Below are 15951 nucleotides of genomic sequence, written 5' to 3'. Positions count from 1 at the left end.
GCCCGGCCCGGGGACTGCACCCGCACCCGCACCCCGCCCCGTTCCAGCCCGGGTCCCTCGGGGCAGGCGCCGGACGGGAGGTCGGCGGGGGGCCCGGGCTACTGGTGCGGCGCCGCCTCGTGGTCAGCAGTCCGGAACGGGATCGGTTTCGCTGGTGATGGCGGTGTCCTTCATGAAGCCGAGTTGACCGTTGTCGGCGACGGTCATCAGCCAGCGGTTCGGGTGCGGCCCGCCGACCCAGGCCTGGCCGTCCTCCTTGCAGTAGAACCAGCTGGGGTTGGAGTTCATGTAGCCGACGACGGTGGAGGGGTCCGGGTAGAGGTGGTTGTTGCCGACCGTGCCGTAGACCGGAGAGCCGGGCACGTTGTAGCAGTACCACCGGTTGCTCTCCCCGGGCCAGCAGTTGTCGGCCGCCGAGGCGGACGGCGCTGCCACGATACCCAGGCTCACGGCGAGGGCGGTGGCGACAACTGCGGCGGTGATCCTGGCGGTTCGGACTCTGCTGAACACGTCTCACTCCTGGCTGTGTGCCTGCGAACTGACTGGCTCGCAGCGTGCCCGGCAGCCCTGGCGTGTCACACATCCGACATTGCCGGTGACTCGAAGTGATTGGTCTCCAGGGGGACTTGCCCGAACATCGTCGGTCACACACACGAACGTGGGGCAGGTGTTCGCCCGTGGCACACCACCTGTCCGACCTTCGCCCTCACCCCGCAGCGACCGGACGGCGGGGATGTCCTGGCGGACTCCGCGAAACCGCCGACGATGACCAGGAGCAGCTCGCTTCGGTGGTACTGGCCGACATTGAACGGGTCCGGCCGGTGCCGCCGGCTGCGCTGCCTCGCGAGCGGTCGTACCGTCACCGCCGACTCGAGCGGCACCTCGGCGGTCACGCTCCAGTCGGCAGGCCGGTTCACCTGCTGTGAGCTACGCCGGGGATTCAACGTGGCGCCGAATCGCCGGGAACGGGAGCGGGCCGACCCGTGCTCCACGGCTCGGGCACGCCCACTCGCACGTCGAGGTCCCAAAGGACGCACTCCTCGTCCGGCCGGGCAACGAACGACCATGCCACGGCCGTCCGGTGCAGCTGTTCCCGCATCGATCCCGCGCGTCTCGCGCCCCCGGGGAGCTCACCACCCTGGGGATGGTGATGCAGGAACTGCCCGTAGCCTGTCTGGCAGAAGGCCGCGTAGCGCGCGGTGCACAGAATCAACCCGTGCCACGCCTCGTCCACAGCGAACGAGGGCATGCCGATGATCTGCTCGTCCAGCAGGGCCGCTCCGCAGCACCGTAGCCACTGTCGCAGCCCGGTCTCGACCAGCTCCCGCGGCCGGAAGGGACAGGTCTTGTAGACGGCAGGGGGAAGTTCAAGCGCGTCGACCGCCGACTGCATACGGTCGAGCCGTCGTGAGAACCGTCCTGGAAGCACGCCGCTTCTCCGTCCTGGATGGCCAAAGAACTACCTCGGCAGCAGGTTCGTGCCGACCGCCCCGGTCCCGACGAGACGTCGGTACGGCTGGGCACTCAGCTTCCGCCGCCGCAACCCCCTCCGCAGCCACCTCCACCTCCCCCGCCACAACCGCCGCCGCCTCCGCAGCCACCTCCGCCGCCGCCGTCTCCGCCGCCGCTGTCTCCGCCGCCGCCCTTGTACCGCGATCGCCTGTTGGCGTCGTCCTGGTTCGAGAGCCAGCTGATGACCTTGACGGCAGCCCAGATGATGCCGGCCCAGATCAGAAATTCCATGAAGGTTGTCTACCCATTCCCTTATGAGCGACCGGCTTCCCTTTGAGGAAGTTCGCGGTGCGAGGGCCGGGCTGAGCCAGGCTCGGTCGCAGCTGTCACATCGTCACCTCCTGTGCCACAGAAGGCAGTTCATGATCGGTGCCGTGCGGGCCGGGAGGGCGGCGGACAGCTGACCGGCTTCACTTGCGTCCGTGTTCCCGTCCCGGCCCGGGCCGCTGCGCCTTGTCCAGCCGCCGCCCAGGCCCGGGACCCGTTTCCGGCTGGGCGTGCCCGTTGCGGGCCGGGGCCGGCTGGTCGGTCCGGGTGGCCGTCGGGCCGCCGTGGAGGCCGGTCCGGGGCCGGTCGATGTTGTCCCGCCCCCTGCCACGCCCTGCCGCCAACGTGTGACACGGATCACGCCGCGTCGAGAACCCGGCCGCGGGTGCTCGCGTCTGGCAGGTGTGAGAGCACGCAGGAGAGCACTGGACGAGCTGGACGAGGAACGTCTGCTCCGGCTGGTCGCCAGGAGCGACCGGGCGGCGTTCGATGAGCTGTACCGGCGCACCGCGCCGTGGCTGGCGGTGCGGTTGCGCCGTCGCTGTGCGGACGAGCAGATCGTCGCCGAGGTGATGCAGGAGACCTATCTCGCGGTGTGGCGCGCGGCGGGCGCTTTCGCCGGCAGCGCGGTGGGCGGGAGCGCCGTCGGCTGGTTGTGGACCATCGCGGCCCGCCGCCTGGTCGATGCCTTCCGCCGCCGCGCGCACCACGCCGAACCGCCGGCCGCCGCGGCCGGGACGGCCATCGCGCCGGCCGCCGAGGACGAGGCGCTGGCCGCGTCGGTCGGCGGCGACGTGGGGGACGCGCTGCGGCGCCTGGCCCCCGAGCTGCGCGCGGTGCTGCAGGCCACCGTCCTCGACGGGCTCTCCGTCCGGGAGGCGGCCGTCCTGCTCAGACTGCCCGAAGGCACGGTCAAGACCCGTGCCCGCCGGGCCCGGATCGCGATGCGGAAGGAACTGGCATGAGCGCGGACCACGCATCGGCGGGGCTGATCGACGCGTATGCGCGAGGTAGCGACGGGCTGCCCGCGGACACCGTCTGGGCCCTGGAGGCACACCTGGAGGGCTGCGCGCCCTGCCGGGGGCTGCTGGCGGCGGCCGTGCCCGACGCGGCGCCCGGCGTCGCGGCGCTCGTCGGCTCCGTGCACGCCGCGCTGCGGCCGCAGCTGGACGCGGCCCGCCCGGTGCCCGTGCGGCGCCGGACCCGGTGGCTGCCGGCCTGGGCCGCGCCGGCCGCTTCGCCCTGGCTGCTGACCGCCGTCGCGGTGGCGCTGCTGGCACTGACGCTGGACTCCGCGGGGCCGCCGGACATGTTCGGCCAGGTGTCGCCGCTGCTGCTGGTGGCGCCCGTGCTGCCGCTGTGCGCGGCCGCCGCCGCGTGGGCGCCCGGCCTCGACCCGGCGCACGAACTGACCGCCGCCACCCCGCGTTCCGGCCTCCCGCTGCTGCTGCGGCGCACCGTCGCCGCACTGGCCGTGGTGCTGCCGGTACTGCTGGCGGCAGGCGGGCTGACCGGGGCGATGACGGCCGCGCAGTGGCTGCTGCCCTCGCTGGCCTTCACCAGCACCGCGCTCGCTCTCGGCAGCGTCGTCGGCGTCGGCCGGGCCGCCGCCGCGCTGGTCGCCGTCTGGGCCGCGGCCGTCGCGGCACCCGTCTGGGCCACCGGCCGCCTGCCGTTCGTGCTGCGGCCCGAGCAGCTGCCCGGCTGGGCGCTGCTGCTCGTCCTCGGCGCCGCCACGGTGCTCGCCCGTCGGCGCGCCTACTCCGCGCCCCGTACCTGAACCACTCCCTGCCACGCGCCGTCTGGGCCACCAGCGCCGCACCTGACCCACCCCTTTTCCGGAAGGAACCACCTCCATGCCACGCGCCGTCAGCGCGGCCTCCGTCGCGCCCAAAACCCATGCCTGGGAGATCCGGGCCGAGGGCCTGCTCGTCCGGGCCGGACGCAAGAAAATGGCCGTCAATGGCCTCGACCTCGCCCTGGGCACCGGCGCCCACGGCCTGCTCGGCCCGAACGGGGCCGGCAAGACCACCCTGATCCGGGCGCTGGCCACCGTGCTGCGCCCCGCCGGTGGCGAGCTGGAACTGCTCGGCACCGCCGCCGGCCACGCCGACCTTCGGGCGCTGCGCCGCCGGATCGGGTACCTGCCGCAGGACTTCGGGTACTACCGGCGATTCACCGTGCGGGAGTTCGTCGAGTACATGGCCTGGCTGAAGGAGGTCCCGAAGGCCGAGATCCCGGGCGCCGTCCAGCGGGCGGTGGAGCGGGTCGGCCTCGCGGACCGCGCCGACCACCGGATGAAAACGCTGTCCGGCGGCATGGTGCGGCGGGCCGGCATCGCGCAGGCCATCGTCAATGATCCCGACCTGCTGCTGCTGGACGAGCCGACCGCCGGGCTGGACCCGGCGCAGCGGCTGCGGTTCCGCGAGCTGCTGCAGGAACTCGGCCGGGACACCTGCGTGGTGGTCTCCACCCATCTGGTCGAGGACGTCGCCGCCGCCTGCTCCGACGTGGTGCTGTTCGCGGACGGCCGCCTGGTCTTCCAGGGCACCCCGGACGACCTGGCCGCCGCCGGCGGTCCCGAACACCCGGGCGACAGCCCGCTGGAGCGCGGCTACTCGGCGCTGCTCCGCCGCACCGAGCAGCCCGGGGGTATCTGGTGAACGTACGTGTGCTGCGGACCGAGCTGCGTCGCTCGGCCGCCCCGTGGGCCGGGCTGCTGGTGCTCGGCGGCTCGCTGGCCGTCCTGTTCCTGATCGACGGCATCTGGTGGCACGGCACGGCCGGCTGGACGGCGCAGTGGACGCCGATGGCGATGTGGACGCGCTGGCTGCTGGGTTTCTGGTGGCCGCTGACGGTGGGCGTCGGCGCGCTGTACGGCCTGCGCGATGCCCGCTCGGGGACGGCGGAGCTGTTCGGCACGGTGCCGAAGCCGGCCTGGCGGCGCGCCGCGCTGCCCGCCGGGGCGATGGCCGGGGTCCTGGTGGCCGGGTTCGGCGCGGTGGTGACGGCGGGCGCGGTGCAGGTGGCGCTCGGCGACTCCGGGTACCGGACGCTGGGCTGGGTGCCGATCTCGCTGGTGGCGGCGCTCGCCCTGGCGGCGGGAGCGGTGTTCGGCATGGGCGTGGCGAAGACCGTGCCGTCGGTGCTGACCCCGCCCGCGCTGGTGGTGCTCTCGCTGGTGACGCTGGGCACGCTGCGGTTCACCGGCGACGGCGCGGTGCCCGGCGCCACCGTCGCGCCGAACCGGCTCGCCCTGTTCTCCCCGGTGACGGTCGATCCACGTGAGGCGCTGCTCACCCTGTCCGGCTCCGTCCACCTCGGCCAGACGCTGTGGCTGCTGGGCCTGGCCGCGACCGGTCTCGCCCTGCTGGTCGCCGCGACCCGCCGGAACCGGCTGCTGGCCCTCACCCCGGTGCTGGTGGGCGCGGCGCTGGCGCTGGCGGTGCTGCCCGGCGACGCCCGTCACACGTACGTGGTGGACGCGGCGGCGGCCCGGCCCGTCTGCGACGGTCCGGTGTGCGTGACGACGGCCGACCGGCACCGGCTGCCGGAGCTGTCGGAAAGCGGCGCCGAGGCGCTGCGGATCCTGCACGACGTACTGGGCGACGGGGCGCCGCGGGCGATCCGCGAGGACGCCGAGCCGCGCGCCCTCGGCGACCCGCGACGGATCGACGCCGGGACGATCCTCGTCGACTTCGACGAGCGGGAGTTCGGCCACGCGAGCGACCGGGACCTCACCCGCGCCCTGGTCGCGCAGGGCCTCGTCCCGACCTGCTACGCCCGCACCGACCGGGAGGGCGGACTGGTCAGCGACGCCGCCGCGCAGAGCGTCGCCGCGAGCTGGGCGCTCGGCGAGAGCGCGCTGGTGCCGGTGGAGACCCCGGGCGACAACTCGTACGACCAGCAGGCCTGGGAGAACGCCCGGGCCGCCTGGACCGCGTTCGCCGCCGTTCCCCCGGCCGAACAGCGCGCGCGGATCGCCGCGCTGCACGACGACGCGCTGTCCTGCTCGACGAACCGCCGCCTGAACGTCCTGGCCGGATCGGAGGCCCGATGAACTGGCTGGTGCTGTACGCCCGTTCACGTCAGGTGCCGCTCTCGGCGGCCGTCGTCGCTGCCGTGGCGCTGAGCGTGTGGGCGCTGGTGGACGCCGCCCCGGCGGGCGCGGAGGACCGGGGCACCACCGCGCTCGTGCTGACCGCCAACGTGCTGGCCGCCGTCGTCGGCCTCGGCGGGCAGGACGCGGTGCTCGACCGCACCGCCGCGATCCGCTGGGCGCCGCGCCGGGCCGCGCACGTCCTGCTGATCGGCGCCGCCGCCGGCGCGGCCGTGCTGGCCGTGCAGGCCGTCGGACCGGAGATGGCCTCCGTCTCGGTGGTGGTCCGCGACAGTGCGGGCCTGGCGGGCCTGGCCGCGCTCGGCGCGGCCTGCTGGGGCACCACGTACGCGTGGGCGCTGCCGACCGGCTGGCTGGCGTTCACGATGCTGGTTCCGCCACTGGGCGGCGTCCAGGGCCGGGTGGGCATGTGGCTGATCCAGCCGGCCGGGACCACGGCGGCCACCGTGACGGCGGCGGCGCTGCTGGTGGTTGGCACCACGCTCTACGCTGCGGCGGGTCCGCGGCGGTAAGCGAAATTGGCGCGCGGCAAGCGCAAAGCCCGTCCGCAAGGTCGCGATCAAGTGCAAGTCATTGTCCTGCATCGCGATCTTGCTGACGGGTGCCTTCCGCTTCGCGCAGTTCCCCGCGCCCCTGGTTGTGCTCTCCCTGGTTGTGCTCTCCCTGGTTTCGCACCCCTTATGGGCGCAGCGCGGCAATGAGCGCCAGAAGCACGAACGCGATCACCACGGCGAGGCTGAGTTGGAACGCGCCGGGGTAGTCGGCCGGCGTGTGCAGGTGCCCGAAGAACGTCGCGCCGACGGTGGCGATGCCGGCTGCGGAGCCGATCCGCTGGGCGGTCTGCAGGACGCCGCCGGCGCTGCCGGCCCGGGCGACGGGTACCTCGTTGAGGGTGAGGGCCTGGTTCGGGGAGACGACCAGTCCGCTGCCGAGGCCGGCGACCAGCAGTGGTAGGGCGGTGGCCCAGCCGACGAACGGGCCGTTGAAGAGGTGGACGGCGAGTGCGGCGAACGCCAGGCCGACGGCGACGGTGGCCAGGCCGACGGCGATCAGCCGTCGGCCGTAGCGGACCACGATCCGGCCGCCGATGGTGGAGGCGACCGCGGAGGCCAGGGCGAACGGGGTGATGGCGAGGCCCGCGTAGAGCGCGCTGTAGCCGCGGCCGGCCTGCAGGTAGAGCGTGAAGACGAAGAACACGGCGGTGAATCCGGCGAAGTACAGCAGCGACACCAGCGAGCCGGAGGTGAACGAGCGGGTGCGGAACAGCGCGGGGTGGACCAGCGGTTCGCGGCTGCGGGCGTACCGGTGTTCCCATCCGGCGAACGCGGCGAGCACCAGCACCGAGGCGGCCAGCAGCAGCCACTTGCGGGGGTCGTGCCACTGGGCCTGGACCAGCGGGAGCAGCAGCAGGACGGTGCCGGTGCCGAGCAGCAGCACGCCGACGGGGTCGAAGTCGCGGCGGGCGCAGGTGTCGGGGGTGGGGGCGGGCAGCAGGCGGCCGGCGAACGGGAGGAGGGCCAGGCCGATCGGGAGGTTGACGTAGAACACCCAGCGCCAGCCCTCCTCGGTGCCGAACGCGGCGATCAGCAGGCCGCCGAGCATCGGGCCGACGGCGGTGGAGAAGCCGATGGTGGTGCCGAGCAGGCCGAACGCGCGGGCGCGTTCGCCGCCGCGGAACAGTTGCTGGATGAAGCCGGAGACCTGCGGTACCAGCAGTCCGCCGGACATGCCTTGCAGCAGGCGGGCGACGACCAGCCAGTCCTCGTTCTGGGCGGCGCCGGCCAGTGCGCTGGTGGCGGTGAACGCCGCGAGTCCGGTGAGGAAGACCGGGCGGCGGCCGATCGCGTCGCCGAGCCGCCCGGCGGGGACCAGGACCAGGCCGAACGCCAGCGAGTAGCCGGAGAGCACCCATTGGAGTCCGGCTTCCGACATGTGCAGGCCGGTGCGTACGGACGGCAGCGCGACGTTGACGATCGACACGTCGAGCAGGGTCATGAATCCGGCGGTCAGGCACACCGCGAGGGCCCGCCAGCGGCGTACCCCGGTGGTCGCGCCGCCGACTGTCGTGGGCTGGGCCATACGTGTGTCCTTCCGTCCGGCGCCCGGTCCGGGCGGCGTCCAGTCTGGGCGGCGCGGACGGGGGCGGGCGGGCGGCGCGCCGGGGTTGACGACCGGTCGGCGGACGCCGGGTCGGGCGTCGGGCGGCAGATCAGGCGTCGGACGACAGGTCGAGGAGCAGCTGCTGGGCGTCGGCGAAGGCGGGCGGGTCGGCGCCGAGGTCGGTGAGGGTGGTGATGACGACGCCGTCGACGCCGGTCAGCCAGTTGCTGGTCTTGGACTGCACGACCACGGTCTGGATGTGTTCGGTGCCGTCGCACAACACCTGGGTGGGTGAGGTGCGGGTGGAGCCGAAGGCGATGCTGGCGGGGTCCTCGGGGTCGGTCTGTTCGACGGAGGTGTTGAGGGAACGCGGGCCTTCGGAGGGGGCGCAGGTGTAGGTGAGTTCGACGCGGACCCGGCTGGGGATCTTCGGGTCGATGCTGACCCCGGTGATCCCGATGACGGTCGCGGCGTCGGCGTCGGGGTCCTGGTCGGCGAGGACGGCGGGCGCGAGGGCGACGGGCACCAGGGCCAGGCCCAGGGTGAGTGCGGTGAGGGCGGCGGGGAGGCGGAGCTGCACGGCAGGACCTTCCGGACGGAGGGATTTCTCCGACTGTCCGTCAGCCCCGCCGTGCGGGCGAGTTGTGGCCGCCAGGCGGGTGTTGTCCCGGCGTGTCTGCGCGGCGGATGTCAGCCGGGCCGGTAGGGCAGTTCGATCTCCGCCCAGACCACCTTGCCGTTCTTGGTGGGGCGGGTGCCCCAGCGGTGGGCGAGTTCGCTGACCAGGTGGATGCCGCGGCCGCCCTCGTCCTCCTCGGCGGAGCTGCGCAGCCGGGGCGGCTGGCCGCCGGCGTCGGAGACCTCCAGGGTGAGGGTGCGGTCGCGGAACAGGCGCAGCCGGCGGGGTGCGGCGGCGTGCAGCAGGGCGTTGGTGACGAGTTCGCTGACCACGAGTTCGGCGTAGTCGGTGAGGGTGGACAGGCCCCAGCTGTCCAGGGTGGCGCGGGTGAAGCGGCGGGCGCGGGCGGGCAGCGGGCCCTCGGTGGGGAGGATCAGGGTGGCGATCTTGTCGGCGGGCACGGGCAGCGCCCGGGCCATGATCATCGCGATGTCGTCCTCGGTGCCGTCGGTGACCAGCGCGGAGAGGGCCGCGTCGCAGCTCTCCTCCAGGGTGCGGCCGGGGGCGGCGAGGGTGCGGGCGAGCAGGTCGATGCCCTCGTCGATGTCGCGGCCGCGGCGTTCGACCAGGCCGTCGGTGTAGAGCGCGAAGGTCGATCCGGGCGGCAGGGTGAACTCGGTGGATTCGAACGCGCCGCCGCCGATGCCGAGCGGGACGCCGGGCGGCAGGTGCATCACGTGGGCGCTGCCGTCGGGGTCGACCCGTACCGGCGGGAGGTGGCCGGCGGAGGCGATCACCACGCTGCGGTCGACGGGGTCGTAGACGGCGCACACGCAGGTGGCGAACTGGCCGTCGCCGATCGCGGAGGCGGTCTCGTCGAGCCGGCCGAGGACCTGTTCGGGCGACAGGTCGAGGGTGGCCAGGGTGCGGGCGACGGTGCGCAGCTGGCCCATGGTGGCGGCGGCCCGGATGCCGTGGCCCATCACGTCGCCGACCACCAGGGCGACCCGTCCGCAGGACAGCGGGACCACGTCGAACCAGTCGCCGCCGACCTCGCTGACCACGCTGGAGGGCAGGTAGCGGTGGGCGATCTCCAGGCCGAGGGTGCGGTGGATCTCCTGCGGCAGCAGGCTGCGCTGCAGGGTGAGGGCGGTTTCGCGTTCGCGCCGGTAGAGGCGGGCGTTGTCGATGGCGAGGGCGGTGCGGGCGACGAGTTCCTCGGCGAGCGAGACGTCGGCGGCGCTGAACGGTTCGGGGTTGCGGGTGCGGATGAACTCGGCGCCGCCGAGCACCATGCCGCGGGCGATCAGCGGCACCAGCAGGTAGGAGTGGATGCCGGCGGCCATGCCGGGGGCGACCCGGTCCTCGCTGGGCACGATGCCGCGCAGCACCTCTTCGTCGACGTGCGGTTTGAACAGCGGGCGCCCGCTGCGCATGCACTGGGTGTAGGTGCGCTCGGCGCCGTACTCGGTGGTGCCGCCGACCTGGTCGGCGGCGCCCGTCAGGCTGGTGCCGTAGGCCTCGCCGACGGCCAGCGCGCGGACCTGGACGGCCTTGCCGGGCTGGATCGGGGCGGGTTCCTCGCCGCGCACCACCGGTTCGAGCAGGTCGACGGTGGCGAAGTCGGCGAATCGCGGGATGACCGCCTCGACCAGTTCTTCGGCGGTGCGCTTCAGGTCGAGGGTGGTGCCGATGCGGGCGCTGGCGGAGGCGATCAGCGCGAGGCGTTCCTGGGCGCGGGCGGCGCGGGCCTCGGCCCGGAAGCGCTCGGTGACGTCGATGATCGAGGAGGACACGCCGAGCACCCGGCCGGTGGAGTCCTCCAGCCGGAAGTAGGACGCCGACCAGGCCCGGTCGTGGCGCGGGTCGGCGGGGACACGGCCGTGCGAGCGGGCGTCTATGACGGGCTTTCCGGTGGCCAGCACCTGCCGCATCACGGCTTCGACCTCGGCGGCGTTGATGCCGGGCAGCACGGTGGTGATCCGCCGGCCGAGGTGCTGCTCGATGGTGAGGCCGTTGATCCGGGCGAGTGCCTCGTTGAGGCGGACGAAGCGCAGGTCGGTGTCGTAGACGGCGAGGCCGATCGGCGACTGGTTGAAGAAACCGTCGAAGACCGCCAGGTCGGACTCCACCTCGTGCAGGGCGTGCACGTCGGAGGCGGTGGCCAGCAGCAGGGTGCGGCCGTCGGGGCCGGCGATCGGGTAGGTGTGGAACTCCAGCTCGACGGTGGAGCCGTCCCGGCGGCGGACCGAGTGGGTGCCGGTCCAGCCGTGGCCGGCAAGCAGTTTGCGGAACACCTTCTCGCCGGTGTCGATCCCGTCGTCGGCGAGCAGCAGCCGGGCGGGGTGCGCGCCGAGGGCCTCGTGGGCGGACCAGCCGGTGAGGGCCTCGGCCTCCTCGCTCCAGTGCAGGATGCGGCCGTCGTCCTGGACCAGCGCGGTGGCCAGTGGGACCAGGCGGTGCCCGGCCAGGCGCGCGGAAGCGTCGCCCGCCGCGTCCCGGCCAGGCGTCTGTTCGAATCCGTGCGTGCTCAGTTGGCCACCTGCCCGGTACCTTCCCCGGTTCTGCCGGTAGTTCCGGCTTCCACCAGACTGCATGGCCTGCCGCACGCCTGCGACTGGTGATCGTGCGGGCGACGTGACCGAAGGTGAGAGTCTCCTCGATCCTGGCCTTTCGGGGCAAGGGGAAGACGGTGATCTGCCGGTGGTCGCCGCCGGTCAGGGGCATGACGGGGCGCTCAGCCGGCGAGTGCGGCGTCCAGCAGGCGGGACCACTGGCGGACGATGCCGGCCCGGCGCGGGCCGTCGTCGGTGAGCAGGTTCGCCAGGCCGAGGCCGCGGGCGAGGTCCAGCGTCGCCTGGACGGTCTCCCGGACGCCGGTGGCGCTCTCGTCGGCGCCCAGGCATTCGACGGCGGCCCGGTGCGCCTCGCGGCCGACGTGGTTCTCCAGGCTGACGATCCGTTCGCGCAGCGGCTGTTCGGTGGCGGCGGCCACCCACAGGTGCAGGGCGGCCCGGAACAGCGGGCCGGTGTAGAGCCGGACGATCATCTCGACCACCGCCTCGGTGCGCGCGGGCCCGGGCGGCGGCAGCTCCTGGACGTGCGACAGGACGGCGGCCAGCCGCTCGGCGGCGACGTGTTCGACGGCGGCGGTGAACAGGTCCTCGCGGGTGCGGAAGTGGTGCTGGGCGGCGCCGCGGGTGACGCCGGCCCGCTCGGCGACCGCCGCGACGGTGGAGCCGTTCCAGCCGACCTCGGCCAGGCACTCCACCGCCGCCTCCAGCAGCCGGCGGCGGGTGGCGCGGCTGCGGTCCTGCTGGGGGGCGCGGGCGGCGGGGGTGCTGGTCGTCATCGGCGGCTCCTGCTCGGCTGGGCGGGTGTGCGCGTCCCGATCCTGGCAGATCGTCACCTGCCTGCGGCACGGTCCCGCAGTTCGCGGCGGAGGATCTTGCCGCTGGCGGACTTCGGGACGGCGTCCAGGAACTCCACCTCGCGCACCTTCTTGTACGGGGCGACCCGGCGGGCCACGTACTCGATGACCTCCTGCTCGGCGAGTTCGCAGCCGAACGCGGGCACCACGTACGCCTTGGGACGTTCGGTGCCCTCGGCGTCGGTGACGCCGATCACCGCGGCGTCGGCGATCGCGGGGTGGGTGAGCAGCAGGGCCTCCAGTTCGGCGGGGGCGACCTGGTAGCCCTTGTACTTGATGAGCTCCTTCACGCGGTCGACCACGTACAGGTAGCCGTCGCTGTCGACGTGGCCGACGTCGCCGGTGTGCAGCCAGCCGTCGGCGTCGACGGTGGCGGCGGTGTCGGAGTCCCGGCCGAAGTAGCCCTTCATCACCTGCGGGCCGCGGAACAGCAGTTCGCCGTCCTCGCCGGGGCCGAGGTCGCGGCGCGGCTCGTCGCAGGACAGCACCCGCAGTTCGGTGCCGGGGACGAGGCGGCCGACGGTGCCGGCCGGCGGGTTGGGGTCGTGCGGCGGGACGACGTGGGTGACCGGGGAGAGTTCGGTCATGCCGTAGCCCTGGAGCAGGTGCGGCAGGCCGAGGCGGCGGGCGCAGGCGGCGGCGAGTTCGGCGTCCAGCGGGGCGGCGGCGCTGAGCACGTAGCGGACGGAGGACAGGTCGAAGCGGTCCACCAGCGGGTGCTTGGCCAGCGCGAGGGCGATCGGCGGGGCCACGTACACCCCTTCGATGCGGTGGTCCTGGATGGCGGTCAGGAACTGCTCCAGGTCGAAGCGGGGCAGCACGACGATGGTGGAGCGGGCCCGCAGGGGGCGGTTGAGCAGCGCGGTGAGGCCGTAGATGTGGAAGAACGGCAGGACGGCGAGGATGCGTTCGCCGGGGGCGGTGCGCAGCATTGCGTCGGTCTGGGCGAGGTTGGTGGAGACCGAGCGGTGGGTGAGCATCACGCCCTTGGGCAGGCCGGTGGTGCCGCTGGAGTACGGGAGCACGGCGAGGTCGTTGGCCGGGTCGAGTTCGGGGGCCGGTTCGGGGGCGTCGGCGGCGGCGAGGTCGGCGAGCGAGCGGTGGCCGTCCGCCCCGTCGCAGACGAAGATCTCGGCGACGGGGTGGGTGGCGGCGGCCTCCCGGGCGACCGGCAGGAACGCGGCGATGGTGATGATCCAGCGGGCCCCGGAGTCGCGCAGCTGGTCGGCGAGTTCGGCAGCGGTGGCGAGCGAGCTGACGGGGGTGACGGTGGCGCCGGTGCGGGTGGTGCCGTAGAACGCCAGCGGGTAGGCCACGGTGTTCGGGCTGAACAGCGCCACCACCTCGCCCTTGCCGACGCCCGCGGCGGCGAGCCCGGCGGCGATCCGGCGGCTGCCCGCGTCCAGTTCGCGGTAGCTGACCGTGCGTCCGGTCAGCGCGTCGACCAGGGCGGGCAGTTCGGCGTGCTCGCCGGTGGCGCAGTCGCCGAGGACGGCGTCGTGGATGGGCCGGTCGAGCGGGGCGACGGTCGGGTAGTCGCTGTGGAACACCATGCGGGCCTCCGGGGCGGGCTCGGCGGGCGGGAGTGATGGCGCGGTGCGGTGCATCGGTGCTGGTGGCGCGTGTGTGTGTCGCCGGCCAAGACTGCCGGGGCGGGGAGGGGCGCGGGCAGGGCGCGTGGCGGGCTTACGGGGTCGCGCGGCGGGGCTGGTGGTCCTGGCGGTACTGGTGGTCCTGGCGGTACTGGCGGTCGATCAGGTCGAGCAGGCGGGCGTGGGTGTCCGGGTCGGCGGCGACCAGCAGGCCGCCGTCGCCGCTGTGCAGGGGCTTGCCGCGCAGGTCGGTGACGGTGCAGCCGGCCGCTTCGCACAGCGCGAGGCCGGCGGCGAAGTGCACGCTGTCGGCGAGGTGTCCGTCGGTGATGTAGGCGGCGCGCCGGCCGGCGGCGACCCAGGCGACGGCGAGCGTGCTGGAGACCACCCGGGGGCGGAACGCGGCCTCGAAGTCGGGGTCGGTGAGCAGGTGCGCGGCGCGGAACTCGGCGGCGTTCGGGTACGGCGGGTCGAGGTTGAGGTCGACCAGGTGGGACTCGGCGGACGGGACGAGCAGGGTGTCCTGGCCGTCGTGGCGGACGTACGCCCGCTCGCCGTCGGTCCAGTAGGTCTCGCCGGTGTACGGGTCGGCGGTGGCGGCGGCGACCGTCTGCCCGCCGGCGCGCAGGGCGACGTTGACGGCCACCAGGTGGGTGCCGACGGCGTAGTTGAGCGTGCCGCAGAGCGGGTCGATCAGCCAGCGCCGGTCGGCGTCCGCCGCGCCGGTGCGGCCGCTCTCCTCGCCGGTGAACGCGTCGCCGGGGCGGGCGGCGCGCAGCAGGTCGAGGATGGCGCCCTCGGCGGCCAGGTCGGCTGCGGTGGCGAAGTCACCGCCGCCCTTGTGGTGCCGTTCGGCGGTGGCCCAGGACTGGGCGCGAACCGCCTCGGCGCCGGCCTCGGCGGCCCGGCGGGCGAGGTCGGCGTCGGTGCGTTCGTCGGACTTGTTCGTGATCGGCATGGCGGGAGCGTAACCGCCCGTGCCGGTGCAGTCCGATGATCCGCCGAATGTGACCGCGCACCGGTGCGCGGAGGCCGCCCGCGACGGCATCCGGGGCGCCTGTGCCCGTTGGACGCCGACACCGGAGCGCACGCCCTCGTGCTCGGCGCGACCGGAGCGGGATCAGGCGGCCGCACCCGCCGCGCGCGGCAGCTCCAGCACGGCCGGTCCGGTCTCGGAAGGCGGCTTTCCGGAGCTGGCGGTTCCGTCATCTCACTTACTCCCATGGGCAGTTGGGCGCGGATGGCCTCGTTCTACTCACTCTGACAACGGTTCGCGCAAGCCCCTTCCGCTGCCCGATCCCATCTGACAGAGTCGTCCGCCATCCGGTACAGGCTGACCGGAACGGGGGTACGGGGAACAATGTTTGGCTTTGTGCTGCGCCGACTGCGCGGGCGGCTGCCGCTGGCTGCCGCCGTGCTGTTCACGGTGCTGATCACGACCACCGTGCTGACCGCCCTGGTGGCTTTCAACCGCACCGCCGCCGAGGCCGGCCTGCGCCGGAATCTCGACGGCGGCAACCGGGTCGGTGTGGTGCTGAGCGCCGACGACGCGGTGGACGCCCGGGTGGCGGACGACGCGAAGGCCGCCGCGCTCGGCACCCAGCTGTTCAACGGGCTGCCGGTCGCCACGCAGTCCCTCGCGCTCAGCCGCGCGTACGGGCTGCCAGGACTGTCGAACGCCCAGGACCCGGACCTGACGGTGCTGGCCTCACTGGACCGCGGCCGGCTGAAGCTGGCGGCCGGCCAGTGGCCGACCGCCAAGGGCGCCCCCGCGGGCCCCGACACCGCGGGGACCGTCCAGGCCGCCGTGCCGGAGAGCGCCCTGAGCCGGCTCGGCCTGACCGACGACGCGCTGCCCGCCAAGGTCACGCTGGCCGACCGGTACGGCGGCCGGCCGCTCACCGTCGAGGTCACCGGCGTCTACCAGGTCGCCGACCGGGACGCCCCCTACTGGCGGCTCGATCCGCTCGGCGGCCGCGAGATCCAGGTCAAGGGCTTCACCACGTACGGGCCGATGGCGGTGGACGACGGCCTCTTCACCTCCGGCCTGCTGCCGCAGGGCAGACGAAGCCTGCTGCTGACCGCCGACTTCTCCGCCGCCGACCCGGAACGCGTCGACCAGGTCCGGGCCCGCGCCGACAAGCTGCCCGACCTGGTCAGGCACTACAGCGCCGGCCTCCAACCGCAGACCGAACTGCCCGCCCTGCTGGCCGAGTTGCACTCGGCGACGCTGGTCGCCCGTTCCAGCCTGCTGATCGGGGCGCTGCAACTGGCGGTGCTGGCCGGGGCCGCGCTGCTGCTGGTGGTGCAC

At 73.9% G+C, this 15951-nt stretch carries 13 protein-coding genes and 1 pseudogene; 6 read left to right on the top strand and 8 right to left on the bottom strand.

What is annotated here, in order from left to right:
• Nucleotides 1-123 precede the first annotated feature (123 nt).
• Nucleotides 124-510 (bottom strand): hypothetical protein, encoded by a 387-nt coding sequence (locus tag ACIHEI_RS35970; protein WP_396609753.1) that lies wholly within the window; start codon nucleotides 508-510, stop codon nucleotides 124-126.
• Between the two features lie 430 nt (nucleotides 511-940).
• Nucleotides 941-1393 carry a hypothetical protein gene (locus ACIHEI_RS35965; protein WP_396609752.1) on the bottom strand — a complete coding sequence of 151 codons (453 nt, stop codon included), beginning with the start codon at nucleotides 1391-1393 and terminating at the stop codon, nucleotides 941-943.
• Between the two features lie 790 nt (nucleotides 1394-2183).
• Here ACIHEI_RS35965 and ACIHEI_RS35960 point away from each other — a divergent pair.
• The 5 genes from ACIHEI_RS35960 (at nucleotide 2184) to ACIHEI_RS35940 (ending at nucleotide 6411) form a co-directional block, all read left to right on the top strand.
• Nucleotides 2184-2744 carry an RNA polymerase sigma factor gene (locus tag ACIHEI_RS35960; protein WP_387641289.1) on the top strand — a complete coding sequence of 187 codons (561 nt, stop codon included), beginning with the start codon at nucleotides 2184-2186 and terminating at the stop codon, nucleotides 2742-2744.
• The gene (locus ACIHEI_RS35955) at nucleotides 2741-3559 is read left to right on the top strand and encodes a zf-HC2 domain-containing protein (RefSeq protein WP_396609751.1); all 819 of its coding nucleotides are present in this window, start codon (nucleotides 2741-2743) and stop codon (nucleotides 3557-3559) included. Before ACIHEI_RS35960 ends, ACIHEI_RS35955 begins: the two co-directional genes overlap by 4 nt.
• 76 nt (nucleotides 3560-3635) lie before the next feature.
• On the top strand, nucleotides 3636-4442 hold the full coding sequence (locus ACIHEI_RS35950; protein WP_387641284.1) for an ABC transporter ATP-binding protein: 807 nt from the start codon (nucleotides 3636-3638) through the stop codon (nucleotides 4440-4442).
• Nucleotides 4439-5839 (top strand): hypothetical protein, encoded by a 1401-nt coding sequence (locus ACIHEI_RS35945; RefSeq protein ID WP_396609750.1) that lies wholly within the window; start codon nucleotides 4439-4441, stop codon nucleotides 5837-5839. Before ACIHEI_RS35950 ends, ACIHEI_RS35945 begins: the two co-directional genes overlap by 4 nt.
• Entirely contained in the window at nucleotides 5836-6411 is a 576-nt protein-coding gene (locus ACIHEI_RS35940; protein WP_396609749.1) for a hypothetical protein, read from the top strand. The genes ACIHEI_RS35945 and ACIHEI_RS35940 overlap by 4 nt, the downstream gene beginning before the upstream one ends.
• Nucleotides 6412-6577: 166 nt before the next feature.
• Here ACIHEI_RS35940 and ACIHEI_RS35935 read toward each other — a convergent pair whose 3' ends face one another.
• The 6 genes from ACIHEI_RS35935 to ACIHEI_RS35910 all read right to left on the bottom strand — a co-directional run bounded on the left by ACIHEI_RS35935 (nucleotide 6578) and on the right by ACIHEI_RS35910 (nucleotide 14598).
• On the bottom strand, nucleotides 6578-7978 hold the full coding sequence (locus tag ACIHEI_RS35935; protein ID WP_396609748.1) for an MFS transporter: 1401 nt from the start codon (nucleotides 7976-7978) through the stop codon (nucleotides 6578-6580).
• 130 nt (nucleotides 7979-8108) lie between these two features.
• Complete coding sequence (locus ACIHEI_RS35930; RefSeq protein ID WP_396609747.1) at nucleotides 8109-8579, bottom strand: hypothetical protein; 471 nt, start codon at nucleotides 8577-8579, stop codon at nucleotides 8109-8111.
• A gap of 110 nt (nucleotides 8580-8689) precedes the next feature.
• Nucleotides 8690-11215 carry a SpoIIE family protein phosphatase gene (locus ACIHEI_RS35925; protein ID WP_396609746.1) on the bottom strand — a complete coding sequence of 842 codons (2526 nt, stop codon included), beginning with the start codon at nucleotides 11213-11215 and terminating at the stop codon, nucleotides 8690-8692.
• Between the two features lie 140 nt (nucleotides 11216-11355).
• The gene (locus ACIHEI_RS35920) at nucleotides 11356-11970 is read right to left on the bottom strand and encodes a TetR/AcrR family transcriptional regulator (protein ID WP_392954369.1); all 615 of its coding nucleotides are present in this window, start codon (nucleotides 11968-11970) and stop codon (nucleotides 11356-11358) included.
• Nucleotides 11971-12023: 53 nt separating this feature from the next.
• Nucleotides 12024-13601 carry an AMP-binding protein gene (locus ACIHEI_RS35915; protein WP_396609745.1) on the bottom strand — a complete coding sequence of 526 codons (1578 nt, stop codon included), beginning with the start codon at nucleotides 13599-13601 and terminating at the stop codon, nucleotides 12024-12026.
• Between the two features lie 133 nt (nucleotides 13602-13734).
• Nucleotides 13735-14598 (bottom strand): inositol monophosphatase family protein, encoded by an 864-nt coding sequence (locus tag ACIHEI_RS35910; RefSeq protein WP_396609744.1) that lies wholly within the window; start codon nucleotides 14596-14598, stop codon nucleotides 13735-13737.
• A 402-nt stretch (nucleotides 14599-15000) separates the two neighbouring features.
• Between ACIHEI_RS35910 and ACIHEI_RS35905 the strand changes: the two are divergent.
• Nucleotides 15001-15951: pseudogene (locus ACIHEI_RS35905) on the top strand (ABC transporter permease); the annotation flags it as partial.

It is taken from the genome of Kitasatospora sp. NPDC051984 (assembly GCF_044593455.1).
Classification (GTDB): Bacteria; Actinomycetota; Actinomycetes; order Streptomycetales; family Streptomycetaceae; genus Kitasatospora.
Note: the sequence above shows the minus strand (reverse complement) of the source record. Positions and strands in the feature narration are given on the sequence as shown.